We start from the raw sequence: 25,171 nt of genomic DNA on the forward strand, positions 1-25,171 counted from the left end.
ATTGCGGGTGGTCTGCTCAGGCGGCGAGGAAGAACTCGCGCAGCAGCTTGGCGGTTTCCTCCGGTGCCTCCAGCGGCGCCTGGTGCGCGGCGGAAGCAACGACGGCGGCGCGTCCGTTGCGCACCCCGGCCGCCGTGGCCTCCGCGAACGGCGGCGGGCAGACCTCGTCCTGGCCGCCGGCGATCGCGATCACGGGCGTGCCGATTTTGCCGAGGCGGTCACGGACGTCGAAGCCGGCCAGTGCCTCGCAGGCGTGGGCGTAGGCGAAGCGGTCGGCGTTCTGCAGCGTGTGCAGCAGCCGCGTGGTGGCCTCGGAGTTGGCCTCGATGAAGCCCGGGGCGAACCAGCGCTGGGCCGAGCCAACGACCATGGTCGGCGTGCCCGAGTTCCGGACGGTCTCGGCCCGGTCGAGCCAGGCCTGCGGTTCGCCGATCTTGGCCCCGGAGCAGAGGACGCCGATGCCCTTGAACAGGTCGGGGTAGTCCAGGCCCAGCTGTAGGCCGAGCGCGCCGGCCAGCGAGACGCCGGCATAGTACAGCGGCGCTGCTGCCTCGATGTCGCCGGAGGCACGCAGCTTCTCCACGACGTTGGCGACAGCGGTGGCCAGTTCCGCCACCGTGAACGTTTCCGCCGAGGCCGGGCTGGCACCGTGGCCGGGCAGGTCGAGCCCAACGACGTGGAAGTCCGCGAGGAAGGGCACCGCGTCGATCCACAGGGCCTGGGCGCCGGTGCCAAGCCCGGCGCCGGCCAGCAGGACGGGCTTGCCGGCGCCGCCGGCCGAGAGCAGGGTGGGGGTGATTTCGGGGACGGTCATGCTTGGCTCCATTCTGCAAAGTGCTTGGTGATCCGGTTGATCAGTTCGTCGCTCTGGCCCAGGTAGTTCGCCGGGTCCAGCAGCGCCTCCAGCTGCGCGTCCGGCAGGTCCTGCTCCGGCACGGCGCGGCGCAGCTGCTCGGCGAACGGCGCTCCCCCGGAGAGGGAATCGTTCACCAGCGCCTGGACCTTGGGCTTGCCCGAACCGGGCGTCCCGCCGTCCAGCAGCGGGGCGACCGCGGCCATGATCTTCTCGCTGACCACGAGCGGCCCGGTGATGGCGAGGTTCTGCTGCATGCGGTCCCGGTGGACCACGAGGCCGCCGGCGAGTTCGGCCAGGTGTTCCGCCGCTCCCCCGGCCAGCCGCAGCAGCTGGCGCAGCGCCTGCCACTCGACGTGCCAGGAACCGTCCGGGCGCTCGTCGATCGCGCCCGCCGCGGCGGCCTGCACCTGTGCCAGGTAGCCCGGCGCGGCCAGCGCAGCGCTGCGGATCAGCACGGACAGGACCGGGTTCTGCTTCTGCGGCATCGCTGAGGAGACGCCCCGGCCCTCGGCGCGGGGTTCGGACAGCTCGCCGAACTCCGGCCGGCTCAGCAGCAGGACGTCGTTGGCGACCTTGCCGGCGGCCGCCAGCACGTCCGCCAGTGCCGCGGCCAGCGCCGTCACGGGCAGGCGGTTGGTCTGCCAGGGGGCGACCGGATCGGCCAGTCCCAGGCGCCCGGCGAGCCGCGCCGCAAGACCCAGCGCCCCGCCGTCGTTGTTCTCCCGGGAGTCAGCGACCGAGGTCAGCGCGGCCATGGTACCGGCCGCCCCGCCCCACTGCAGCGGAAGCCGGGAGGCGGCCTCGGACAGCTGCACGCCGGACTGCCCGACGCCGGCAAGCCAGTTGGCTGCCTTGAGTCCGAAGGTCGACGGGAGCGAGTGCTGCGTCAGCGTCCGCGCCACCGTGACCGTGCCGCGATGGTCCTCGGCAAGCTTGGCCAGGGAACGGGACGCCGCCTTCAGGTCGTCCGTGATGACCTGGAGGGCGCGGGAGGCCATCAGCAGCAGGGCGCTGTCCAGGATGTCCTGGCTGGTGGCGCCCTTATGGATTGCAGCCGCCGCGGCGGGGTTCCCGGGCTTCACCTGCGCGCGCAGGTCAGCCAGCAGCGGGATCACGGGGTTGCCGCCGCCCTGTGCCCGCTCGGCCAGCGACGCGGCGTCGTACTGCTCGGCCACCGACGCGGCCGCCACGGCGGACGGGATGCCGGCGTCGATGTAGCCGGCATCCGCCAGCACGCGGACCCACTCCAGCTCCACGTCCAGCATGGCCTGGATGAACTTGTAATCGCTCGTTAAACGGGACACTGCTGTCCCGGCCGAGGCCGGGGACAGCAGCCCGAAATCAGCGTTATCCGCTGTATTCATCTGTAATTAGGCTCCCGGGTAGCTCAGGAAGACCGTCTCGTTATTGCCCTGCAGCCGGATGTCGAAGCGGAGGTCGCCGTTCTCCTCACGGGTGGCGATCAGCGTCCGGCGCCGGTCCTCGGGCAGCGAGGACAGCAGCGGGTCGTTCGCCAGGGCCTCGGTGTCCTCCGGCAGGTAGATGCGGGTGAACAGCCGGTTCAGCAGGCCGCGGGCGAACACCGTCAGCAGGATGAACGGCGCCTTGCCCTCTTCGGTGGGACCCGGGTTGACGGTGGTGAAGGTGTAGTGGCCGACGTTGTCGACGGCGACGCGGCCCCAGCCGGTGAAGGTGTGGTCGTCGCGCACCAGCGAGCCGTCCTTGCGGGAGATCTTGCCGTGCTCGTCCGCCTGCCAGATCTCCAGCATGGAGTCCGGGATCGGTTCGCCGTGGCCGTCGCTCACGACGCCGTGCAGCCGGATGGAGCCCGGGTGGGCGCGGTGCACCAGTTCGTGGCCCTTCTCGAAGGGCAGAGCGTAGCCGTAGAACGGGCCGATGGTCTGGCCCGGGGTGGCGACAAGCTTGGTGGTTGCCTCAGTCATTATTCTGCGTCCTCGTCTTCCATCCAGGTCCGGTTGCTGCCGGTGAGCACGATGTCCCAGTTGTAGCCGGTGTTCCATTCATGGCTGGTGATGCTGTGGTCGTAGGTGGCCACGAGGCGGTCGCGGGCCTTCTGGTCCGTGATTGACTGGTAGATCGGGTCCAGCGAAAACAGCGGATCGCCCGGGAAGTACATCTGGGTGATCATGCGCTGCGTGAAGTCCGTGCCGAACAGGGAGAAGTGGATGTGGGCCGGGCGCCAGGCGTTGTGGTGGTTCTTCCACGGGTACGGGGCCGGCTTGATTGTGGTGAACCGGTAGGAGCCGTCGTCGCCGGTAATGCAGCGGCCGACGCCGGTGAAGTTCGGGTCGATCGGGGCCGGGTGCTGGTCGCGCTTGTGCACGTAGCGGCCGGCGGCGTTGGCCTGCCAGATCTCGACGAGCTGGTTGCGGACCGGGCGGCCGTCGCCGTCGAGCACCTTGCCCTGGACCACGATGCGCTCGCCCAGCGGTTCGCCGTTGTGCTGGATGGTCAGGTCGGCTTCCAGCGCGTGCACGTCGCGGTGGCCGAAGGCCGGGGACCAGAGTTCAATGGTCTCCGGGTCCGTGTGGTGCAGGTCCTTGGTGGGGTGGCGCAGCAGCGAAGAGCGGTACGGCGCGAAGTCGATCCGCGGCTGCGTCTCCTCCGCGCCGCCGTCCTCGACGCTCTTGCGGTACGCCGCGTGGATGTCGTTGATTTCCTTGTTAATGGTCTCCTGCGAGTCCGCGGTGGCGGCAGGATCCAGTACATGGCTGTTCTCGAAACTTTCCGACTGCATTTCGGTGCTCATCGAGAACTCCTTTCTTGCGTTGCTTGGAACGTGGATGGACGCAGATAAATCGTAGATCGCGGATCGGACCCGCGGGCGGCCGGCTGTGGCCGCCCGCGGGTCCAATCGACGGAACCTGGTGCTAGCTGTGCGGCCAGCCGGTGTAGGACTCGGCCAGGTACTGCTGGCCGTAACGCGAGCTGACCACGGTCTGCAGCTCGCCCAGCGCGCGCTTGACCTCGAAGGGGTTGGCGTCCTTACGGGTGTGCAGCATGTTGGTCATCCAGTAGGAGAAGTTCTGGGCCTTCCACACGCGCTTCAGGGCGCGGTCGCTGTAGCCGTCGAGCAGTTCCTTGGACTTGGTGCTGTAGTACGAGTCGATGGCCTCGAAGAGGACCTTGACGTCGGCCAGGGCGAGGTTCAGGCCCTTGGCGCCGGTCGGCGGAACGGTGTGTCCGGCGTCGCCCGCCAGGAACATGTTGCCGTAGCGCATCGGCTCGCAGACGTAGGAACGGAACTTCAGGATCATCTGCTCGAAGATCGGGCCGCGCTTGAGCTGGAAGCCGTCCGGGCCGTCCACGCGCTTCTGCAGTTCGTCCCAGATCTGGTCCTCGGTCCACTTCGAGGCGTCCTCGTTGGGGTCGGCCTGGAAGTACATGCGCTGGACGGTCTCGCTGCGCTGCGAGATCAGTGCGAAGCCGTGCGGCGAGTTTGCGTAGATCAGTTCGTCGGAGCTCTTCGGGGCCTCGGTGAGGATGCCGAACCAAGCGAACGGGTACTCGATGAAGTTGTCCGTACGGTACTCCTGCGGGATGGCCCACTTGCAGATGCCCTGCGAGCCGTCGGCGCCCACGAGGATCTCGCAGTGGATTTCGAAGAGCTGGCCCTCGGAGTCAGTGAAGCGGATCTTCGGGGTGTCCGTGGTCATGTCCAGCACCTCGGTGTCGGTGACCGAGTAGCGGACGTCGCCGCCGTCGCGCTTGCGGGCCGCGGCCAGGTCGACGAAGACCTCGTTCTGCGGGTAGAGCGTGACGGTCGCGCCGACGAGATCCGGGAAGTTAAGGCGGTGCGATTCGCCGTTGAAGCGCAGGTCGATGCCCTCGTGCTCCATGCCTTCGGTCAGGACGCGGCCGTTGACACCGGTGTCGGTGAGCATCTTGACGGAGCCGGCCTCAAGGATCCCGGCCCGGTGGGTAGTGCGGATCGTCTCGTGGTCGCGCTTCTCCACCACGATGTTCTCGATGCCGGACTTCGCCAGCAGGTGGGACAGCATGAGGCCGGCGGGGCCGCCGCCGACGATGCCGACCTGCGTCTTGATGATCTGCGCGTTCGCGCTCATAATGCTCCTTCAGTGGATCAGGGGAGGACTTTGATCCAGTGTGACTGAGCCTACAAGCGGTCCGCCTTCCCAATCTCATTCAATGGGAATTGCGACGGCGGCGCTTCTGTTCCGCTCGGGATCTCCCCTACCGCGCGGGCAATCCCGCGGGCTCCGGCCATCAGCACCGGCACGAGCGACTGCAGGTTTTCGAAGCCGAGCGGCAGGACGACGCCGATCGCAGCGATGGCGTGCCCGCTTCGCCCGAGGACGGGCACGGCGAGGCCGGTCGTATCGGTGTCCACCCGCCCGTCGAAGGCGGCATAGCCGCGTTTGCGGATTTCCACCAGGTGGCGGCGGAAGTCGAAGGAGACGGCGTCCACGCTGGCCACGGCCTCGGGGTGCCGGGTCAGGTACGACTCCTGGACGTGGTTCGGCGAGTATGCCAGCTGGACCATGCCCAGCGCGGTCCGGTGCACGGGCATCCGGCCCGCGATCTTTGCCTGGTTGACCACGGACGTGCGGCTGGACAACCGCTCGATGACCAGAACGTCGTCGTCCTTGAGGATGGCCAGCTGGGTGTGCTGGCGGACCACCGACTGGATGTCTTCCATGAAGGGCATCGCGGCCTGCGCCATGTCCACGGCCGGCGAGCTGCGGTTGGCCAGCTCCCAGAGCCGCAGCCCCAGCCGGACCTGGCCGTTAGGTTCCTTGCTCAGCAGCTCGTGCCGGGCCATCTCGTCCACGAGGCGGTAGGCGGTGGCCAGCGGGACGTCGGCACGGCGCGAGAGGCTCGCCACGGTCATGGAGGACTTCGTGGCGTCGAAGGAGCTCAGGATCCGGACGAACCGTTCCAGCATCGAATCCCCGGAACGCGAATTGGCCATATGCCTAGGTTCTCACGTTAACGCGGCAGCGCCCCCTGCTCCCGCGGTGCGGGTGCAGGGGGCGCTGCCGGATCTTTAGCGGTAGTCGCCGCCCATGTCGTAGTCATCCAGCGGGATGGCATGGAACTCGGGCGTCAGGCCGCCGTCGACTCCGGGGTAATCGAAGTCGCTGAAGGCGCTCGGGCCTGTGAAGAGGTTGGCCTTGGCCTCCTCGGTCGGCTCGACCGTGACATTGTTGTACCGCTCCAGGCCGGTGCCGGCCGGGATCAGCTTACCGATGATCACGTTCTCCTTCAGGCCCAGCAGCGGGTCGGACTTGCCTTCCATGGCCGCCTGGGTCAGGACCCGGGTGGTCTCCTGGAAGGAAGCCGCGGACAACCAGGACTCGGTCGCCAGCGATGCCTTGGTGATGCCCATCAGCTCGTCACGGCCGTTGGCCGGGGTCTTGCCTTCGGACACAGCCTTGCGGTTCTCGGCCTGGAAGCGGCTGCGCTCGGCGAGCTCACCCGGCAGCAGGTCCGTCTCGCCGGACTCGATGACGGTGATGCGGCGCAGCATCTGCCGGACGATGACCTCCACGTGCTTGTCGTGGATGCCGACGCCCTGGCTGCGGTACACGCTCTGGACCTCGTCCACCAGGAACTTCTGCGCCTGGCGCGGGCCGAGGATACGCAGCACCTGCTTCGGGTCCTTGGCACCGACCACCAGCTGGTCGCCGACGTTGACGTGCTGGCCGTCTTCGACCAGCAGCCGTGCACGGCGCAGCACCGGGTAGGCGACTTCCTCGGATCCGTCGTCCGGAGTGACGATGATGCGCATCTGGCGCTCGCCGTCCTCGATGGACACGCGGCCGGCAACCTCGGACATCGGAGCCACACCCTTCGGGGTACGGGCCTCGAAGAGCTCCTGGATACGCGGCAGACCCTGGGTGATATCGCCCGCGGAGGCTACACCACCGGTGTGGAAGGTACGCATGGTCAGCTGGGTGCCCGGCTCGCCGATGGACTGTGCGGCAATGATGCCGACGGCCTCGCCGATGTCCACGGTCTTGCCGGTGGCCAGCGAACGGCCGTAGCAGAGCGCACAGGTACCGACGGCGGACTCACAGGTGAGCACGGAGCGGATCTTGACCTCGGTGACACCGGCGTTGATCAGCTGGTCGATCAGCACGTCTCCGACGTCCGAACCGGCGGCGGCCAGCACGTTGCCATCGGAGTCGACGACGTCGACCGCAAGGGTACGTGCGTACGCCGAGTTCTCCACGTCCTCGTGCCGGTGCAGCTCGCCGTTCGAGTCCACGGTGGCAATCGGCGTGTTCAGGCCGCGCTCGGTGCCGCAGTCCTCTTCACGGACGATGACGTCCTGCGACACGTCCACCAGGCGTCGGGTCAGGTAACCCGAGTTGGCGGTACGCAGCGCGGTATCGGCCAGGCCCTTACGGGCACCGTGCGTCGCGATGAAGTACTCCAGCACCGACAGGCCCTCGCGGTAGGAGGACTTGATCGGACGCGGGATGATTTCACCCTTCGGGTTTGCCACCAGGCCGCGGATACCGGCGATCTGGCGGACCTGCAGCCAGTTACCACGGGCACCGGAGGACACCATGCGGTTGATGGTGTTCTCCTTGGTCAGGCTCTTGCGCATCGCGTCGGCAACCTCGTTGGTGGCCTTGTTCCAGATGTCGATCAGTTCCTGGCGCCGCTCGTCGTCGGCGATCAGGCCCTTGCCGTACTGGGACTCGACCTTGGCAGCCTGAGCCTCGTAGCCTTCCATGATGGCGGGCTTCTCGGCAGGTGCGGCGATGTCGGAGATAGCGACGGTCACGCCGGAACGGGTCGCCCAGTAGAAACCGGCGTCCTTGAGGTTGTCCAGCGTGGCCGCGGTGACGACCTTCGGGTAGCGCTCGGCCAGATCGTTGACGATCGACGAGAGCTGGCCCTTGTCCGCAACCTTCTCCACCCAGGGGTAGTCCTCAGGCAGGGTCTCGTTGAAGAGCACCTGTCCGAGCGAGGTTTCGATCAGCGCCGGCTGTCCTTCTTCCCAGCCTTCCGGAGCCGCCTGGTCCGGGCCCGGAACGAAGCCCGGGACACGAATCTTGACGACCGCGTTCAGGTGCAGCTCGCCCGCGTCGTGGGCCATGATGGCCTCCGCCGGGCTGCCGAACACGCGGCCTTCGCCGGCGGCACCTTCGCGCTTAGTGGTCAGGTGGTGCAGGCCGATGATCATATCCTGCGAGGGCAGGGTGACCGGACGGCCGTCGGACGGCTTCAGGATGTTGTTCGAGGACAGCATCAGGATGCGGGCCTCGGCCTGGGCCTCCGGGCTGAGCGGCAGGTGCACGGCCATCTGGTCGCCGTCGAAGTCCGCGTTGAACGCGCCGCAGACCAGCGGGTGCAGCTGGAGTGCCTTGCCTTCAACGAGCTGCGGCTCGAAGGCCTGGATGCCGAGGCGGTGCAGGGTTGGTGCACGGTTGAGCAGCACCGGGTGTTCGGTGATGATCTCTTCCAGCACGTCCCAGACCTGCGGACGGTAACGCTCCACCATCCGCTTGGCGCTCTTGATGTTCTGGGCGTGGTTGAGGTCCACCAGCCGCTTCATGACGAACGGCTTGAAGAGCTCCAGCGCCATCTGCTTCGGCAGGCCGCACTGGTGCAGCTTCAGCTGCGGACCGACGACGATCACGGAACGGCCCGAGTAGTCGACGCGCTTGCCCAGCAGGTTCTGGCGGAACCGGCCCTGCTTGCCCTTGAGCATGTCGGAGAGCGACTTGAGCGGACGGTTGCCCGGTCCGGTGACCGGACGGCCGCGGCGGCCGTTGTCGAACAGCGAGTCGACCGCTTCCTGCAGCATGCGCTTTTCGTTGTTCACGATGATCTCGGGCGCACCGAGATCCAGCAGGCGCTTCAGGCGGTTGTTGCGGTTGATCACACGGCGGTACAGGTCGTTCAGGTCGGAGGTCGCGAAGCGGCCGCCGTCCAGCTGGACCATCGGGCGCAGTTCCGGCGGGATCACCGGGACGGCGTCCAGCACCATGCCCAGCGGGCTGTTGGTGGTGGTCAGGAACGCGTTGACGACCTTGAGGCGCTTGAGCGCACGGGTCTTGCGCTGCCCCTTGCCGTTCTTGATGACGTCGCGCAGCGACTCGGCCTCTGCGGCCAGGTCGAAGGTCTCCAGGCGCTTCTTGATCGCCTCGGCGCCCATCGAGCCCTCGAAGTACAGGCCGTAGCGGTCGCGCAGCTCGCGGTAGAGGCCCTCGTCGCCCTCGAGGTCGGCGACCTTGAGGTTCTTGAAGCGGTCCCAGACCTGCTCGAGGCGGTCGATGTCCGCATCGGCGCGCTTGCGCACGTTGGCCATCTGGCGGTCCGCGGAATCGCGGGCCTTCTTCTTGTCGGCGGCCTTGGCGCCTTCGCCTTCGAGGCGGGCAAGCTCGTCCTCGAGGTCGCGGGCGATCGCCGCGATGTCGGAGTCGCGGGTGTCGGCCAGCTGCTTCTTCTCCAGGTCGTGCTCAACCTGCAGGTTCGGCAGTTCCTCGTGGCGGCGTTCCTCGTCCACGCTGGTGATCATGTAGGCAGCGAAGTAGATGACCTTCTCGAGGTCCTTCGGCGCCAGGTCCAGCAGGTAGCCGAGGCGGGAAGGAACACCCTTGAAGTACCAGATGTGCGTGACCGGAGCGGCCAGTTCGATGTGGCCCATGCGCTCGCGGCGGACCTTGGCGCGGGTGACCTCGACGCCGCAGCGCTCACAGATGATGCCCTTGAAGCGCACGCGCTTGTACTTGCCGCAGTAGCATTCCCAGTCGCGGGACGGGCCGAAGATCTTCTCGCAGAAGAGGCCGTCCTTCTCGGGCTTGAGCGTGCGGTAGTTGATGGTTTCCGGCTTCTTGACCTCACCGTAAGACCAGTCGCGGATTTCTTCCGCGGTGGCAAGGCCGATTCGCATGAGGCCGAAGGAGGATTCGCTGGACATATGGTCCCTGTTCTCTCTTGTTCTCTAGATCTGAATGTCTTTGACGGGTACGGAAAGAGGTACGACGGCGGGCGGCCGGCTTGTCGGCGCCGGCCACCGCTGCGTCGTTAGACCTCTTCTACAGAGCTCGGCTCGGCCCGCGACAGGTCGATGCCCAGCTCTTCCGCGGCCCGGAAGACTTCTTCATCCGAGTCACGCATTTCAATCGTGGTGCCGTCCGTGGAGAGCACTTCCACGTTCAGGCACAGCGACTGCATTTCCTTAATCAAGACCTTGAAGGACTCGGGAACACCCGGCTCGGGGATGTTCTCGCCCTTGACGATGGCCTCGTAGACCTTCACGCGGCCGTGGATATCGTCGGACTTGATGGTCAGCAGTTCCTGCAGGGTGTACGCGGCACCGTAGGCCTCGAGGGCCCACACTTCCATTTCACCGAAGCGCTGGCCGCCGAACTGTGCCTTACCGCCCAGCGGCTGCTGGGTGATCATGGAGTACGGTCCGGTGGAACGGGCGTGGATCTTGTCGTCCACCAGGTGGTGCAGCTTCAGGATGTACATGTAGCCCACCGAGATGGGGTCCGGGAACGGCTCGCCGGAGCGGCCGTCGAACAGCCGGGCCTTGCCGGAGGAACCGATCAGGCGGTCGCCGTCGCGGGTGACGTTGGTCGAGGCCAGCAGCCCGGTGATCTCGTGCTCGCTGGCACCGTCGAACACCGGCGTGGCAACCGTCGTCGAACCCGACTGGCGCGGCAGGTTCGGCAGGTTCTTGACCCACTCCGGATCGCCCTCGATGTTCCAGCCCTGCTTGGCGACCCACCCGAGGTGGATTTCCAGCACCTGGCCGACGTTCATGCGGCCCGGAACACCCAACGGGTTCAGGACGATGTCCACCGGGGTACCGTCCTCGAGGAACGGCATGTCCTCGACCGGCAGGATCTTGGAGATGACGCCCTTGTTGCCGTGGCGGCCGGCGAGCTTGTCGCCGTCCGTGATCTTGCGCTTCTGGGCAACGTAGACGCGGACCAGCTGGTTCACGCCCGGGGGCAGCTCGTCGTCGTTGTCGCGGTCGAAGATGCGCACGCCGATGACGGTGCCGGACTCGCCGTGGGGCACCTTCAGGGACGTGTCGCGGACTTCGCGGGACTTCTCGCCGAAGATCGCGCGCAGCAGGCGCTCTTCCGGGGTGAGTTCGGTTTCGCCCTTGGGGGTCACGCGGCCCACCAGGATGTCGCCGGCCTCGACCTCGGCACCGATGTGGATGATGCCGCGCTCGTCCAGCTGGGAGAGCACTTCCTCGCTCACGTTCGGGATGTCGCGGGTGATCTCCTCGGCACCAAGCTTGGTGTCGCGGGCGTCGACCTCGTGCTCCTCGATGTGGATGGAGGTCAGCACGTCGTCGGAGACGATGCGCTGGCTCAGGATGATGGCATCCTCGTAGTTGTGCCCTTCCCAGGACATGAAGGCCACCAGCATGTTCTTGCCCAGTGCCAGTTCGCCCTGGTCCGTGGAGGGACCGTCGGCGATGATGCTGCCGAGCTCGAGCCGCTGGCCCTCGGCCACCAGGACGCGCTGGTTGTACGCGTTGCCCTGGTTCGAACGGGCGAACTTCATGATCGGGTAGTGCGTCTCGGTTCCGTCGTCGTTCAGGACGGTGACCAGGTCGGCGGACACCTCGGTGACCACGCCGGCCTTGGCGGCCACGACGGAGTCCCCGGCGTCGACCGCCGCGTAGCGCTCCATGCCGGTACCGACCAGCGGTGCCTCCGAGCGCAGCAGCGGCACGGCCTGGCGCTGCATGTTGGCGCCCATGAGCGCGCGGTTGGCGTCGTCATGCTCCAGGAACGGAATCAGGGCGGTCGCCACGGACACCATCTGGCGCGGGGAAACGTCCATGTAGTCCACGTCCGTGGCCTCGATCAGGACCGGCTCGCCCTCGCCGCCGCGCTGGCGAACCAGCACGAGCTCTTCGGCGAAGCGGTTGCCCTCGTCCAGCGGCGCGTTCGCCTGGGCGATCACGCACTCGATCTCGTCATCCGCGGTCAGGTAGTCGATCTGGTCCGTGACCAGGCCGTCGACGACCTTGCGGTACGGCGTCTCGATGAAGCCGAACGCGTTGATGCGGCCGTAGGAGGCGAGCGAGCCGATCAGGCCGATGTTCGGGCCTTCAGGGGTCTCGATCGGGCACATGCGGCCGTAGTGCGACGGGTGGACGTCACGGACCTCCATGCCGGCGCGGTCGCGGGACAGGCCGCCCGGGCCGAGCGCGGACAGGCGGCGCTTGTGGGTCAGGCCGGCCAGCGGGTTGTTCTGGTCCATGAACTGCGACAGCTGGGAAGTTCCGAAGAACTCCTTGATGGCTGCCACGACCGGGCGGATGTTGATCAGGGTCTGCGGAGTGATGGCCTCCACGTCCTGGGTGGTCATCCGCTCGCGGACCACGCGCTCCATGCGGGACAGGCCGGTGCGGACCTGGTTCTCGATCAGCTCGCCGACCGCGCGGATGCGGCGGTTGCCGAAGTGGTCGATGTCGTCGACCTCGACGCGGATCTCGTGGTCCTCGCCGTCCCGCTTGCCCGGGATGGCCTTCTCGCCGGCGTGCAGCGCGACCAGGAACTTGATCATGGCGACGATGTCGTCCAGGTTCAGGACCGAGGCGTTCGGATCATCCAGCGGCGTTTCGACGCCGAGCTTGCGGTTGATCTTGTACCGGCCGACCTTGGCCAGGTCGTAACGCTTCGGGTTGAAGTACAGGTTCTCCAGCAGGGAACGTGCAGCGTCGACCGTCGGCGGCTCCCCCGGACGGAGCTTGCGGTAGATGTCCAGGAGTGCGTCTTCCTGGGTTTCGGTGGTGTCCTTTTCCAGGGTGGCGCGGATGGAATCGTACTCGCCGAAGGTCTCCAGGATCTGGCCTTCGGTCCAGCCCAGGGCCTTCAGCAGCACGGTGACGGACTGCTTGCGCTTGCGGTCGAGGCGGACGCCGACCTGGTCGCGCTTGTCGATCTCGAGCTCGAACCAGGCGCCGCGGGAGGGGATGATCTTCGCGGTGAAGATGTCCTTGTCGCTGGTCTTGTCCGCGGTGCGCTCGAAGTAGGCGCCCGGAGAACGGACCAGCTGGGAGACGACGACACGCTCGGTGCCGTTGATGACGAAGGTGCCCTTCTCGGTCATCAACGGGAAGTCGCCCATGAACACGGTCTGCTGCTTGATCTCGCCCGTGTTGTTGTTCATGAACTCCGCCTTGACATACAGCGGAGCGGAGAAGGTGGCGTCGCGGTCCTTGCACTCCGCCATCGTGTACTTGGGATCGGCAAATTCCGGCTCGGAGAAGCTCAGGGACATGGTGCCCTGGAAGTCCTCGATCGGGGAGATCTCTTCGAAGATGTCGGACAGACCGGAGGTCGTCGCTACGCCCTGGTTGTTTTCTTCCTGGGCCTTCTTGACCCGCGCCTTCCAGCGCTCATTGCCGACCAGCCAATCGAAGCTGTCCGTCTGAAGGGCAAGGAGGTTGGGGACATCCAGCGGTTCGTGAATCTTAGCGAATGAGATCCTGCGGGTGGCTCCATCGTTCGACGAGGCGTCCAGCAGGCTGTTAGCGGTATCAGTATTAGAGGTGCTCGAGGCGACCAAGAGAGGGATCCTTCCACAGACCTTCAGGCTTGTACGCGCCTCCTCACTTCCGGCACACCGAAGTGCCGGTACAACCTGACCGGATCCGCTATATGATCCAAGCCCACGCCGGATTCCTGTTAAATACAGGAAGGCGTGGCAATGCCCACCGCTATATGAAGGCCGAAGGTTAAGAGGGAAGACGCAAATAATTATTCTACGCCGCGGTTTTGTGATTGTCCAGCGGACGGCAGAATAGCCGGAGGATGCTTCGGCCGCAACGGTCTTCCTCCGGTGTGTCGGCGATTGACGCCCAACCGACGCCAACCCCGGACCAGCGGGCCGGCCCGAGCGTGCGTGCCTCTCCCCCGGCATCAGCTTGGAACAACGCTTCGGTCCGCCGTGTTCCATTCTATGGGAACGCGTCGATTTCCGGCGCCAGCTAACTGTAGCCTTTGTGCAACCGCAATTTCAAGGACGAAAGCGAGCAAACGGCAGTGTCAGAGAACCAAACGGACCGGAACGACGTCGTCATTCTGGGCGGCGCACGCACTCCCCTCGGGCGCCTCAAGGGGCAGCTGGCCGCCTTCAGCGCGGTCGAACTCGGCGGCAAGGCGATTGCCGGCGCCTTGGAACGCGCGGGTGTCTCGCCGGACGCGGTGGACGCGGTCATCATGGGGCAGGTCGTCCAGGCCGGGGCCGGCCAGAACCCCGCGCGCCAGAGCGCCATCGCGGCCGGGATCGGCTGGAACGTCCCGACGGTGACCATCAACAAGGTCTGCCTTTCCGGGCTCGCCGCCATCACCGACGCCGCCCGGCTGATCCGCAGCGGCGAGGCCAGCGTCGTCGTCGCCGGCGGCCAGGAGTCGATGACCAACGGGCCCCACGTGCTTCCCGGCTCGCGCCAGGGCTTCACCTACGGCAGCGTCAACCTCATCGACTCGGTGGCCCACGACGGCCTCACCGATGCCTTCGACCATGAGTCCATGGGCTCTTCCACCGAGCGGCGGAACGCGGAGCTCGGCATCGGCCGCGAAGCCCAGGACGAAGTCGCCGCCGCCTCGCACCAGCGGGCCGCCGCCGCGGCCGAGGCCGGGATTTTCGACGGCGAGATCGTTCCGGTCACCGTGCCGCAGCGCAAGGGCGACGACCTGGTGCTCACGCGGGACGAGGGCGTGCGGCCGCAGACCACGGTGGAGACACTGGCCCCGTTGCGGCCGGCCTTCGCGAAGGACGGAACCATCACCGCCGGAAACTCCTCCCCGCTCTCCGACGGCGCCGCCGCCGTCGTTGTCACCTCCCGCGGATATGCCGAAGACAACGGACTGCCTTGGCTGGCGGTTGTGGGCAAGCCCGGACAGGTGGCGGGCCCGGACACATCACTGCATTCGCAGCCGTCGAACGCGATCTCACAGGCCCTGAAGCGGGCCGGCTGGACCACCGCGGACCTGGATTTCATCGAGATCAACGAAGCGTTCGGTTCCGTCGCCGTGCAGTCGCTGAAGGACCTGGACTACCCCGCGGAGAAGTGCAACCTGCACGGCGGCGCCATCGCGCTGGGCCATCCCATCGGGGCTTCCGGCGCACGCCTAGCGCTGCATGCCGCGCTCGAGCTGCAGCGGCGCGGCACGGGCAAGGCGGCGGTGTCCCTGTGCGGCGGCGGCGGACAGGGCGAAGCCCTGCTGCTCTACCGGGACTAGGGACCAGGAGGGCACATGCCCGAAGAGACCGGGATGGAACGCTTCCTGGCGGACGCGGAGCAACGAGGCCTCGACGTCGAGGTTGTACCGCGTCCGCCGGCGCGGAGCCTCGCGGAAGCGGCGGAACTGCTGGGCATCCGGCCCGCGGACATCGTCAAGTCGCTGGTCGTCAAGCACAAGGACGGTTCGTTCCTGTTCGTCCTGGTCCCGGGCGACCGGCAGATTTCCTGGCCCAAGCTGAGGGCCCTGCTGGGCGTCAACAAGCTCTCGCTGCCGCCGGCGGACGTCGCCTTCGAAGCCACCGGCTACCCGCGCGGGACCATCACGCCGCTGGGCAGCACGACGGCCTGGCCCGTCTTCGCCGACGCGGCGATCGCGGGGCGGCGCATCTCGATGGGCGCCGGGGACCACGGCCACTCGGCCTTCCTCCAGGCCGATGCGCTGATCGACGCCCTCGGCGCCACCACCGCCGATATCAGCGAGCCGGCCTGACCGGCGGACCGGGCGTGCAGCCCGGAAACAGCAGAAGAGCCCCGCACAACAGTGCGGGGCTCTTCTGCGTGAAGCTAAGGAACTTACTTGACGGTGACGGTAGCACCGGCAGCTTCGAGGGCTTCCTTGGCCTTCTCGGCGGCTTCCTTGTTGGCGCCTTCGAGGACCGGCTTCGGAGCGCCGTCGACGAGGTCCTTGGCTTCCTTCAGGCCCAGGGAAGTCAGGGCACGAACTTCCTTGATCACTGCGATCTTCTTGTCGCCGGCAGCCTCGAGGATGACGTCGAATTCGGTCTTCTCTTCGGCGGCCTCAGCGGCGCCACCGGCGGCCGGGCCCGCAACGGCAACGGCAGCAGCGGTAACATCAAAGGTCTCTTCGAAGAGCTTGACGAAATCGGACAGCTCGATGATGGACAGTTCCTTGAAAGCTTCGATGAGCTCTTCGTTGGTGAGCTTCGCCATGGTAGGCGTCCTTCCTGTAAGTGGTGTTCAGCGCTTCGGCCTGGCACCAAGAGTTGTGGTTGGGAAGAGAATCAGTTCTCTTCTGCGGCAGCCTCGGCCGGAGCCTCGGTTGCCTCTGCAGCGGGAGCTTCTTCGGCGGGAGCCTCGGCTGCGGCCGCGCCCCCGTTCTCCTCCAGCTTGATGCGCAGAGCGTCGACGGTGCGTGCCAGTGCGGACATCGGGGCCTTGAGCACACCGGCCACGCGGGCCAGCTGGAACTCGCGGGACTCGAGAGCGGCCAGCGCTGCAACAGCGGAAGCGTCCAGGGACTTGCCCTCGAAGAATCCGGTCTTGATGACGAGCTGCGGGTTGGACTTTGCGAAATCCGTCAGGGACTTGGCGGCTGCAACAGCGTCACCCTTGATGAAGGCGATAGCAGTAGGTCCGGCAAGCTGGCCTTCGAACGCGTCGATGCCGGCTTCCTTGGCTGCAATGCCAGTCAGGGTGTTCTTGACGACGGAGAACTTGGTGTCCTGGCCGAGAGAAACACGCAGCTCCTTGAGCTGTGCAACAGTAAGCCCGCGGTATTCGGTTAGGACTGCAGCGTTGGATTCCTTGAAATCAGTGGTGATTTCCGCAACTGCTTCCACCTTGTTTGGCGTTGCCATAACCCTCCTTCCGGGGAATAGTGCCGGTGGATCGGGCCGCACGCATAAAAAACGCCCCGGGCAGATGCACGGGGCTTCGCCTCGACATGCGGAGCCAGGTCCGGCATGGAGGATTGCTTCGTTCACCTGCGCAGGCCGTCCCAATGCATGGGACTTTCGGTTCATTTCCAAGGGAAATCAACGACCGGCGGTCTTTGGTGCCTCAAGCTTACGGGATGCGTCCCCCGCTCACCAAATTGACGACGTCGTCCGCCTCGCGACGGCGCGAAGCCGGCCCGCCGCCGGGGTGCTGCGCCTGGGACCTTGGGCCGCGGCATCAGCGGGATACCGGCACCTTGCGCCGGTCGCCCTTCAGGAAGATCAGCGTGTAGGCGAAGGCGACCAGCGCCGTGCCGACGAGCAGCAGCAAGCCGATGGCATAGCTGTTCTCCTCGGCATCGTACGTGGCCCCCATAATCAGCGGCGGGAAGTAGCCGCCCAGTCCCCCGGCCGCGCTGACGATTCCGGTAACTGCGCCGACCCGCTCCGGCGGCGAACTCGTGCCTACCCAGGCGAAGACACCGCCGGTGCCGAGGCCGAGGGCGCCGGCCATGGCGAGGAAGGTCAGGCCGGCCGGGATCTCGCCGTCCGGCCGGAGGTTGACCACGAAGGCGAGGACGGCGACCGCGGCGAGGGACAACAGGACGACGGGCTTGGACCCGATTTTGTCCGCAATGACGCCGCCGATGGGCCGTGCGATGACCGCGGCGAGGGCGAAGCCTGCGGTGCGGGTGCCGGCCCCGGTGGGATCCATCGCGTAGATGTCGCGCAGGTAGGTCGGGAGGTAGTTGCTGAAGGAGACGAAGCCGCCGAAGACGATGGCGTAGAGGAAGCACATCTCCCAGGTCACCCTGAGCTTGGCCGCCGCCACGAGCTTGGGCACCACCGGATTCCGGTTGGGCTGCCAGTCCGGTGCCTCCCGCATCCGGAACCAGACGAGGGCGGCGACGCCCACCAGCAGCGCCGCCACCAGCAGGTGCGTGGGCAGGTAGCCGATCCAGCCGACGAGCCGCGGCGTCAGGAAGGCCGAGAGCGCAGTGCCGCCCATGCCCGCGCCGAAGACGCCCGTTGCGAAGCCCCGCCTGGACGGGTGGTACCAGGGGCTGACAAAAGGAATGCCCACCGCGAAGACGGTTCCGGCCACGCCGAGCAGGAAGGCGCAGGCCACCAAGAGCACGTAGGACTCCATCATGCCCGCCATGGCTACCAGCAGGACGGCGGGCGCCGCGGCCAGCAGCACGGCCGTGAACATCTTCCGTCCGCCGAACCGGTCCGTCAGGGCGCCCGCGACAATGCGGCCGAGCGATCCCACGAATACCGGCATGGCGACCAGCACCGAGGTCTGCGTCGGGTTCAGGTCCAGTATGTCGGTGTAGCGGGCGCTCAGCGGCGCAATAATCGTCCAGGCCCAGAACGCCGTGACCGAGGCGGTCGTGGCCAGCGCCAGGTTCCCGGCCTGCCCGGGGGTGCGAGGTTCCATCGCGGCGTCTCCCTACTTCCGTTGCCGGTCCCGCGTTCCGACGGGTTGCCAGCCGGGATGCTGTTCGCGGCTCCCGGGGCCGCGGCGCACGTCCCGGCTGCGGTAGATGATGTACGGCCGGAACAGGTAGTGCAAGGGGGCCGTGAAGGCATGCACCAGCCGGGTGAACGGCCAGATCATGAACAGCAGCATGCCGATCAGCGTGTGCAGGTGGAAGGACAGCGGCGCGCTGGCCATGGCGGCGATGTCCGGCTGGAAAATGAAGAGGGACCGGAACCACGGCGCCACGGTCTCGCGGTAGTTGTGCCCGTGGCCGCCCAGGAAGACGCTCGCCAGCGTGGTCCAGAGGCCGAAGACGATGGCCGCGACCAAAACGACGTACATCAGCTTGTCGTTCTTCGTCGTCGCCATGAAGACCGGCCCGGTCCGGCGCCTGCGGTAGACCAGGATGATGATGCCCCCCAACGTGCAGACCCCGGCTATCCCGCCGACGAACAGCGCGTTGAAGTGGTAGAAGTCCTGGCTCATGCCGACGGCTTCGGTCCAGGACTTCGGGATGACCAGGCCGAAGAAGTGGCCGGCGATCACGGCCAGGAGGCCGAAGTGGAAGACCGGCGAGCCGATGCGCAGCAGCCTGGACTCGTACAGCTGCGAAGAGCGGGTGGTCCAGCCGAACTGGTCGTACTTGTAGCGCCAGATGCTGCCGCCGACCAGGATCGCGGCCATGACGTAGGGCAGGACGCCCCAGAGCAGAATGTCCATCAGTGCCTTCCCTGCATCGGAAGCAATCGGGGATCATAGGGCTCCAGGCCCACGCTTTCGGCCGGCGGGCCCAGGCCGGCCATCTTCATCACTTCCTGCCGGTCCGCCGGCGAAGCCCCCGGCAGCGTGCCGCAGACAGCCCGCAGGATGCCCGCGTGGGGCAGGCCGTCGTCGACTAGCGCGAGGCGTAGCATTTCCAGGCTCGCGCGGTACTGGATCAGCAGCTTCCGCCCGGCCTCAAAGTCCACCGTGGCGGCAAACTCCAAGACCATGGGCAGGTAGTCGGGCAGCTCGCCCCGGGTGTTGACCAGCATCCCGCTGTCCCGGTAGACCCGCTTGAAGCGGGCCAGGACTTCGCCGCGGCGCCGGGTGTCGCCGTCGGTCCAGTAGGACAGGTGCAGGGCGTGCCGCTTGCTGAGGTCGAACTCCTGGACGTAGCTGGCCTGGACTTCGGCCAGCGGCGTGGAGGCCAGGCCGTCCAGCACGTCCGCGAAGGCGCTGCCGAGTCCGCCGGATTCCGCCAACGCCGCCTGGATCAGGGGGACGCGGGCCAGCAGTTCCCCGTCCGGATAGCCCAGGCACCAGGAGGCCGCTTGGTAGGTCACCCGCTGCTGCCGCATCACGGCTCCCGGCCCTGCCGGCCCTCCGCGGGGCTTCCGTCCGGTCCCTCGGCCACCGGCGGCCCGTAGTCCGGACCCGGGCCCGCCGTTCCGCCCCCGTGGGCCGGGGAGTCCGGCGCCATCTGCGGAGTGTCCTGCGACTCCGGGAACAGCCCGCGCGGAACGCCGCGGCCGTCCCAATTGAGCAGGTTGACCCGCCCGCGCAGCTCTCCGGGTTCGGCCTGCCCGCCCGAAGTCTGCCGCTGCTTCAGGGCGTAGAAGTTCTCCACGGCCACGGGCGTGGGCCTGCCGCTGGCTTCTCCGAACGGCTCGGACGGATACATGCCCGGCCCCTCGTCAAAGTCCAGCGAGCAGCCCATCTCCTCGAGGTTGTGGGCCTGCTCAACGTGCGCCTTCGGGATCACGTAGCGTTCGTTGTACTTGGCAATCGCCATCAGCCGGTACATCTCGTACATGGCCTCGGATTCCATCCCGACCGCTTCCGGGATGGAATCGTCCGGGTCATTGCCCAGGCTGATTCCGCGCATGAAGGAACGCATGGCGGCGAGCTTGCGGAGCACACCGGTCACGATTCCGGTGTCCCCGGCGGTGAAGAGCTCGGCGAGGTACTCGACCGGAATGCGGAGCGACTCGATCGCCCCGAACAGGTTGCCAGCGTCCTCGGCGTCGTGGCCCTGTTCGCTGAGCAGGTCGACCACCGGGGACAGCGGCGGCACGTACCAGACCATCGGCATCGTCCGGTATTCCGGATGCAGGGGCAGCGCCACCTTGTAGACCTTGGCCAGGTTGTAGACCGGCGAGCGCCGGGCGGCATCCAGCCAGTCTTCCGGGATGCCTTCCCCGCGGGCCGCGGCGACCACCTCGGGATCATTGGGATCCAGCATGAGGTCCAGCTGGGCCTGGTACAGCAGCTTCTCGTCCTCGATCGACGCGGCGGCGGTGACCCGGTCCGCGTCGTAGAGGAAGATGCCGATGTAGCGCAGCCGGCCCACGCAGGTTTCCGAGCAGACGGTCGGGATGCCCACCTCGATGCGCGGGTAGCAGAACGTGCATTTTTCGGCCTTGCCGGTCTTGTGGTTGAAGTAGATCTTCTTGTAGGGGCACCCGGTCACGCACTGCCGCCAGCCGCGGCAGCGGTCCTGGTCCACCAGGACGATGCCGTCTTCCGCCCGCTTGTAGATCGCGCCGGAGGGGCAGGAAGCCATGCACGACGGATTCAGGCAGTGCTCGCAGATCCGGGGCAGGTAGAACATGAACGTCTGCTCGAACTCGAACTTGATCCGCTCCTCGGACTCCTTGCGGATCCTTTCGACGACGGGATCCAGGTGGCCCATTTCGGCGGCCCCGCCCAGGTTGTCGTCCCAGTTGGCGGACCACTCGACCTTCGTGTCCTTGCCGGTGATCAGCGACTTGGGCCGTGCTACCGGAAAGTCGTCCCCCAGCGGGGCATCCGTCAGCGTTTCGTAGTCATAGGTCCAGGGCTCGTAGTAGTCCTCCAGCTCCGGCTGGACCGGGCTGGCGAAGATGCCCAAAAGTTTCTTCAGCCGGCCGCCCCCCTTGAGCTTGAGGCGTCCGCGGCGGTTCAGTTCCCACCCGCCGCGCCACCGTTCCTGGTCCTCGTAGCGGCGCGGGTATCCCTGGCCAGGCCGCGTTTCGACGTTATTGAACCAGACGTATTCCGTGCCGGCCCGGTTGGTCCACGCCTGCTTGCACGTGACCGAGCAGGTATGGCACCCGATGCATTTGTCGAGGTTCATCACCATGCCGACCTGAGCCATGACCTTCATCAGTACGTGACCTCCTGCGAGCGCCTGCGGATTGTCGTGACCATGTCCCGCTGGTTTCCGGTGGGGCCAAGGTAGTTGAACGCGTACGCCAGCTGGGCGTAGCCGCCGATGAGGTGCGTGGGCTTGACCAGCAGGCGGGTGTTGGAGTTGTGGATGCCGCCGCGGCGGCCCGTGGCCTCGGACTTGGGCACGTCGATGGTCCGTTCCTGAGCATGGTGGACGAAGACCACGCCCTCGGGGATGCGGTGGCTGACGATTGCGCGGCAGACGTAGACGCCGTTGGCGTTGACGCACTCGACCCAGTCGTTGTCCGACACCCCGATGGACGCGGCGTCCCCGGTGCTGATCCAGCAGGTCGGACCGCCGCGGGACAGCGAGAGCATGAACAGGTTGTCCTGGTACTCGGAATGGATCGACCACTTGTTGTGCGGCGTGAGGTACCTGACCGTGACCTCGCGGGATCCGTCCGCGCCGAGCCGCGGTTCGCCGAAGAGGCGGTGCATGTCCAGCGGCGGCCGGTAGATCGGCAGGGCCTCGCCCACATCACGGAGCCAGTCATGGTCGAGGAAGAAGTGCATCCGGCCGGTGAGCGTGTGGAACGGCTTGAGCCGCTCGATGTTCGTGGTGAAAGGTGCGTAGCGCCGGCCGCCGGTTTCCGAGCCCGACCATTCCGGGGAGGTGATCACCGGCACCGGCGCGGACTGGGTGTCCGCGAAGGTGATGTGCTTTTCTTCCGACCCCAGCGCGAGGTCCACCAGTTCGCGGCCGGTCTGCTTCTCAAGTTCCCGGAAGCCGTGGACGGCCAGCTCGCCGTTTGTGGTTCCGGAGAAGGTCAGGATGGCTTCCGCGAGCTTGGCGTCCGTCTCGATGGCCGGCCGCCCGTCCGCCGCGCCGCCGAGCATCACGCCGTTCTTCCTGGCCAGCCAGCCTAGGGCGTGGTCCAGCTTGTAGTTCACGTTCTTGACGGTGAAGCCGAGCTTGTCTGCCAGCGGTCCGACCGCGGACAGTTTGTCCGCGATCGCCGTGTAGTCGCGTTCGACGACGGTGAACACCGGCATCGTCTTGCCCGGCACGGCGGGGGTGGTTCCGTCCCGCCAGTCGCGGACCACGCCGCCGGGCTGGGCGACCTGGCCGGCGGTGTCATGCTGCAGCGGCACGCTGACCAGGTCTTTGCGGACCCCGAGGTGGGTGGCCGCCTGCCGGGAGAATTCCGCCGCCAGCTCGTGGAACATCTCGAAGTCCGACTTGGTCTCCCACGGCGGGTCGATGGCGGGAGTGAACGCGTGCACGAACGGATGCATGTCGGTGGAGGACAGGTCGTGCTTCTCGTACCAGGTGGCGGCGGGGAAGACGATGTCGGAGAGCAGCGTCGTCGACGTCATCCTGAAGTCGGCCGACATCAGCAGGTCCAGCTTGCCTTCCGGCGTCTCCTCATGCCACGCAACCTCCCGGGGCCGGGCCATCGAGGCCTCGGCCTCATTGCCCATGACGTTGTGGTGCGTGCCCAGCAGGTTCTTCAGGAAGTACTCGTTGCCCTTGGCGGACGATCCCATCAGGTTGGACCGCCAGAGCACCAGTGTCCGAGGCCAGTTTTGCGGTGCGTCCACATCCTCGATCGCGGGATTCAGGGTGCGGTCCCGGAGCCTGTCGGCCACGTAGCCGGCCGCGCTGCCTGCCAGGCCGGCACCCACGGCTCTTTCCGCCTCGTCCGCGAGGTCCAGCGGGTTCCGGTCGAACTGGGGATAGAACGGCATCCAGCCCAGCCGCGCGGACTGGGCGATCGCGTCAGCCGTGTGCTTGCCCTTCAGGTGCCCCTCCGCCAGCGGCGAATTGAGCGAGTCGGCCGAGTAGCCGTCATTGCGCCACTGCCCGGTGTGCATATACCAGTACGATGTGCCCGTCATGGTCCTCGGCGGGCGCGACCAGTCCAGGGCGTTCGCCAGCGACACCCAACCGGTGATCGGGCGCGTTTTTTCCTGCCCGACGTAGTGCGCCCAGCCGCCCCCGTTGCGGCCCATCGATCCGGTCAGCAGCAGCAGTGACAGGATGGAACGGTAGGTCGCGTCACCGTGGAACCACTGGCAGATTCCGGCGCCCATGATGATCATCGAGCGGCCGCCGGACTGCTCCGCGTTCCGCGCGAACTCGCGCGCGATCTTGATGCACTTCTTCGCGGGGACGGAAGTGATCGCCTCCTGCCACGCCGGCGTATAAGGCGTGGCACCGTCGTCGTAATCCTCCGCCCACTCCCCCGGCAGCCCGGCGCGCCCGACGCCGTACTGGGCCAGCATCAGGTCGAAGACCGTGGTCACGAGCTGGCTGCCGACGCGGCGCACGGGCACGCCGCGCCGCAGCACGGAGCCGGCCCCGTCCGGCGCTTCGAAGCACGGCAGCTTGATCTCCGCGGTCTCGCCGCCCGCCTCGTAGAGGCTCAGCCGGGGTTTGACGTCGCCAAGTTCCAGGTTCCATTTGCCCCGGCCGGACTCGCTGTAGCGGAAACCCATGGACCCGTTGGGGACCACCGGCCGGTCCGTCACCTCGTCCAGCAGTACGGTCTTCCACTCCGCGTCCTCGCCGCCGTCCAGGTCAGGCAGGTCCGCCGAGGTCAGGAACTTGCCCGGGACCAGGGAGGAGCCGTCCGGGGACGGTGTCAGGGTCACCAGGAACGGCAGGTCGGTGTACTGCTTGACGTAGTCCAAGAAGAAGGGCACCTGGCGCTCAACGAAGAATTCCTTGAGTACCACGTGCCCCATCGCCATCGCGAGCGCTGCATCCGTGCCGGCCTGCGCCGGGAGCCAGTCGTCCGCGAACTTGGTGTTGTCCGCGTAGTCCGGGCTGACCGTGACGACCTTGGTCCCCCGGTAGCGGACCTCGGCCATCCAGTGCGCGTCCGGCGTCCGGGTGACCGGGACGTTGGAGCCCCACATCATCAGGTAGGTCGAGTCCCACCAGTCCCCCGACTCGGGGACGTCCGTCTGGTCACCGAAGACCTGCGGGCTGGCGACCGGCAGGTCCGCGTACCAGTCGTAGAAGCTGGTCATCACGCCCCCGATGAGCTGGATGAAGCGCGTGCCGACGCAGTGCGAGACCATGGACATCGCGGGGATCGGCGAGAAGCCGGCGCAGCGGTCGGGTCCGTAGGTCCTGATCGTGTGCACGTGGGCCGCGGCCGCCATCTCGATGGCTTCCTGCCAGCTCACCCGGACCAGGCCGCCCTTGCCGCGGGCCTGCTGGTACTTCTTCCGGCGCACCGGGTCGCCGACGACGTCCGCCCACGCCAGCACCGGGTCCTTCAGCCGGGCCTTGGCCTCGCGGTACAGCTCCAGCAGCACGCCGCGGGCATACGGGTAGCGCACGCGCGTGGGCGAATAGGTGTACCAGGAGAAGGCCGCACCGCGGGGACAGCCGCGCGGCTCATACTCCGGCCGGTCGTTGCCGACGGACGGATAGTCGGTCTGCTGGGATTCCCAGGTGATGATGCCGTCCTTGACGTACACCTTCCACGAGCACGAGCCGGTGCAGTTCACGCCGTGGGTGGAGCGGACGACCTTGTCGTGGCTCCAGCGGTCGCGGTAGAAGACATCGCCCCTCCGCCCGCCCTCCCGGTACACCGCGCGGCCGTCGTCGCTCTCGTCCCAGCGGGTGAAAAACCGTCCGAGGGCCAGCATCGCGTCCGAAGCGCTGCCGTCGGTTCCAGGTTTGATGGGTCCGGCTGCCATGGCTTCACCCTACGAAACGAATTGGCGGATGGCCAGAGAAATTGGTATAGGGCCTCCGGAATTTGGCCCGGCGCCGCCCGCGC

At 67.0% G+C, this 25,171-nt stretch carries 17 protein-coding genes; 2 read left to right on the top strand and 15 right to left on the bottom strand.

From position 1 onward, the window contains the following. Positions 1–16: 16 nt before the first annotated feature. The 8 genes from AHIS1636_RS09625 to rpoB form a co-directional block, all read right to left on the bottom strand. Complete coding sequence (locus AHIS1636_RS09625) at positions 17–814, bottom strand: alpha/beta fold hydrolase (protein ID WP_264795611.1); 798 nt, start codon at positions 812–814, stop codon at positions 17–19. Further along, positions 811–2,220 (bottom strand): lyase family protein, encoded by a 1,410-nt coding sequence (locus tag AHIS1636_RS09630; RefSeq protein WP_264795612.1) that lies wholly within the window; start codon positions 2,218–2,220, stop codon positions 811–813. Before AHIS1636_RS09630 ends, AHIS1636_RS09625 begins: the two co-directional genes overlap by 4 nt. 6 nt (positions 2,221–2,226) lie before the next feature. Continuing rightward, complete coding sequence (gene pcaG / locus AHIS1636_RS09635) at positions 2,227–2,799, bottom strand: protocatechuate 3,4-dioxygenase subunit alpha (protein ID WP_264795613.1); 573 nt, start codon at positions 2,797–2,799, stop codon at positions 2,227–2,229. Then, positions 2,799–3,626, bottom strand: coding sequence for a protocatechuate 3,4-dioxygenase subunit beta (pcaH, locus tag AHIS1636_RS09640; RefSeq protein ID WP_373875814.1), 828 nt, complete (start codon positions 3,624–3,626; stop codon positions 2,799–2,801). The genes pcaG and pcaH overlap by 1 nt, the downstream gene beginning before the upstream one ends. A gap of 121 nt (positions 3,627–3,747) precedes the next feature. Further along, positions 3,748–4,944: a 4-hydroxybenzoate 3-monooxygenase gene (locus AHIS1636_RS09645; protein ID WP_262105821.1), complete on the bottom strand. Its 1,197-nt coding sequence runs from the start codon at positions 4,942–4,944 to the stop codon at positions 3,748–3,750. 50 nt (positions 4,945–4,994) lie between these two features. Then, on the bottom strand, positions 4,995–5,810 hold the full coding sequence (locus tag AHIS1636_RS09650; protein WP_264795614.1) for an IclR family transcriptional regulator: 816 nt from the start codon (positions 5,808–5,810) through the stop codon (positions 4,995–4,997). A gap of 75 nt (positions 5,811–5,885) precedes the next feature. Continuing rightward, positions 5,886–9,776 (bottom strand): DNA-directed RNA polymerase subunit beta', encoded by a 3,891-nt coding sequence (locus AHIS1636_RS09655; protein ID WP_264795615.1) that lies wholly within the window; start codon positions 9,774–9,776, stop codon positions 5,886–5,888. A 107-nt stretch (positions 9,777–9,883) separates the two neighbouring features. Continuing rightward, entirely contained in the window at positions 9,884–13,402 is a 3,519-nt protein-coding gene (rpoB, locus tag AHIS1636_RS09660; RefSeq protein WP_264795616.1) for a DNA-directed RNA polymerase subunit beta, read from the bottom strand. Between the two features lie 476 nt (positions 13,403–13,878). On the opposite strand from rpoB, the gene AHIS1636_RS09665 reads away from it, so the two are divergent. Both AHIS1636_RS09665 and AHIS1636_RS09670 read left to right on the top strand, forming a co-directional pair. Beyond that, positions 13,879–15,081: an acetyl-CoA C-acetyltransferase gene (locus tag AHIS1636_RS09665; RefSeq protein WP_264795617.1), complete on the top strand. Its 1,203-nt coding sequence runs from the start codon at positions 13,879–13,881 to the stop codon at positions 15,079–15,081. A 15-nt stretch (positions 15,082–15,096) separates the two neighbouring features. Further along, positions 15,097–15,573: an aminoacyl-tRNA deacylase gene (locus AHIS1636_RS09670; RefSeq protein WP_264795618.1), complete on the top strand. Its 477-nt coding sequence runs from the start codon at positions 15,097–15,099 to the stop codon at positions 15,571–15,573. 83 nt (positions 15,574–15,656) lie between these two features. Here the strand turns inward: AHIS1636_RS09670 and rplL are convergent, their stop codons facing one another. The 7 genes from rplL to AHIS1636_RS09705 all read right to left on the bottom strand — a co-directional run bounded on the left by rplL (position 15,657) and on the right by AHIS1636_RS09705 (position 25,088). Next, entirely contained in the window at positions 15,657–16,034 is a 378-nt protein-coding gene (gene rplL / locus AHIS1636_RS09675) for a 50S ribosomal protein L7/L12 (RefSeq protein WP_264795619.1), read from the bottom strand. Positions 16,035–16,105: 71 nt separating this feature from the next. Further along, a complete protein-coding gene (gene rplJ / locus AHIS1636_RS09680) occupies positions 16,106–16,681 on the bottom strand; it encodes a 50S ribosomal protein L10 (protein ID WP_262105827.1) in 576 nt (191 codons plus the stop codon). A 316-nt stretch (positions 16,682–16,997) separates the two neighbouring features. Beyond that, complete coding sequence (locus AHIS1636_RS09685) at positions 16,998–18,200, bottom strand: MFS transporter (RefSeq protein ID WP_264795620.1); 1,203 nt, start codon at positions 18,198–18,200, stop codon at positions 16,998–17,000. 12 nt (positions 18,201–18,212) lie between these two features. Further along, positions 18,213–18,962 carry a respiratory nitrate reductase subunit gamma gene (gene narI / locus AHIS1636_RS09690; protein ID WP_264795621.1) on the bottom strand — a complete coding sequence of 250 codons (750 nt, stop codon included), beginning with the start codon at positions 18,960–18,962 and terminating at the stop codon, positions 18,213–18,215. Then, positions 18,962–19,582 carry a nitrate reductase molybdenum cofactor assembly chaperone gene (narJ, locus tag AHIS1636_RS09695; protein WP_264795622.1) on the bottom strand — a complete coding sequence of 207 codons (621 nt, stop codon included), beginning with the start codon at positions 19,580–19,582 and terminating at the stop codon, positions 18,962–18,964. The genes narI and narJ overlap by 1 nt, the downstream gene beginning before the upstream one ends. Next, positions 19,582–21,369: a nitrate reductase subunit beta gene (gene narH, locus AHIS1636_RS09700; protein WP_264795623.1), complete on the bottom strand. Its 1,788-nt coding sequence runs from the start codon at positions 21,367–21,369 to the stop codon at positions 19,582–19,584. Before narH ends, narJ begins: the two co-directional genes overlap by 1 nt. Further along, a complete protein-coding gene (locus tag AHIS1636_RS09705) occupies positions 21,369–25,088 on the bottom strand; it encodes a nitrate reductase subunit alpha (protein ID WP_264795624.1) in 3,720 nt (1,239 codons plus the stop codon). The genes narH and AHIS1636_RS09705 overlap by 1 nt, the downstream gene beginning before the upstream one ends. Positions 25,089–25,171 lie beyond the last annotated feature (83 nt).

Source organism: Arthrobacter mangrovi (genome assembly GCF_026011795.1).
In the GTDB taxonomy this organism is placed as follows: domain Bacteria; phylum Actinomycetota; class Actinomycetes; order Actinomycetales; family Micrococcaceae; genus Crystallibacter; species Crystallibacter mangrovi.

Excerpts from the sequence above, each read along its gene's own strand:
- AHIS1636_RS09630 (WP_264795612.1), bottom strand. The coding sequence starts at position 2,220 with ATGAATACAGCGGATAACGCTGATTTCGGGCTGCTGTCCCCGGCCTCG.
- AHIS1636_RS09705 (WP_264795624.1), bottom strand. The coding sequence starts at position 25,088 with ATGGCAGCCGGACCCATCAAACCTGGAACCGACGGCAGCGCTTCGGAC.
- narI (WP_264795621.1), bottom strand. The coding sequence starts at position 18,962 with ATGGACATTCTGCTCTGGGGCGTCCTGCCCTACGTCATGGCCGCGATC.
- AHIS1636_RS09645 (WP_262105821.1), bottom strand. The coding sequence starts at position 4,944 with ATGAGCGCGAACGCGCAGATCATCAAGACGCAGGTCGGCATCGTCGGC.
- AHIS1636_RS09650 (WP_264795614.1), bottom strand. The coding sequence starts at position 5,810 with ATGGCCAATTCGCGTTCCGGGGATTCGATGCTGGAACGGTTCGTCCGG.
- rplL (WP_264795619.1), bottom strand. The coding sequence starts at position 16,034 with ATGGCGAAGCTCACCAACGAAGAGCTCATCGAAGCTTTCAAGGAACTG.
- pcaG (WP_264795613.1), bottom strand. The coding sequence starts at position 2,799 with ATGACTGAGGCAACCACCAAGCTTGTCGCCACCCCGGGCCAGACCATC.
- AHIS1636_RS09625 (WP_264795611.1), bottom strand. The coding sequence starts at position 814 with ATGACCGTCCCCGAAATCACCCCCACCCTGCTCTCGGCCGGCGGCGCC.
- AHIS1636_RS09685 (WP_264795620.1), bottom strand. The coding sequence starts at position 18,200 with ATGGAACCTCGCACCCCCGGGCAGGCCGGGAACCTGGCGCTGGCCACG.
- AHIS1636_RS09670 (WP_264795618.1), top strand. The coding sequence starts at position 15,097 with ATGCCCGAAGAGACCGGGATGGAACGCTTCCTGGCGGACGCGGAGCAA.
- AHIS1636_RS09655 (WP_264795615.1), bottom strand. The coding sequence starts at position 9,776 with ATGTCCAGCGAATCCTCCTTCGGCCTCATGCGAATCGGCCTTGCCACC.
- narH (WP_264795623.1), bottom strand. The coding sequence starts at position 21,369 with ATGAAGGTCATGGCTCAGGTCGGCATGGTGATGAACCTCGACAAATGC.
- narJ (WP_264795622.1), bottom strand. The coding sequence starts at position 19,582 with ATGCGGCAGCAGCGGGTGACCTACCAAGCGGCCTCCTGGTGCCTGGGC.
- pcaH (WP_373875814.1), bottom strand. The coding sequence starts at position 3,626 with ATGAGCACCGAAATGCAGTCGGAAAGTTTCGAGAACAGCCATGTACTG.
- rplJ (WP_262105827.1), bottom strand. The coding sequence starts at position 16,681 with ATGGCAACGCCAAACAAGGTGGAAGCAGTTGCGGAAATCACCACTGAT.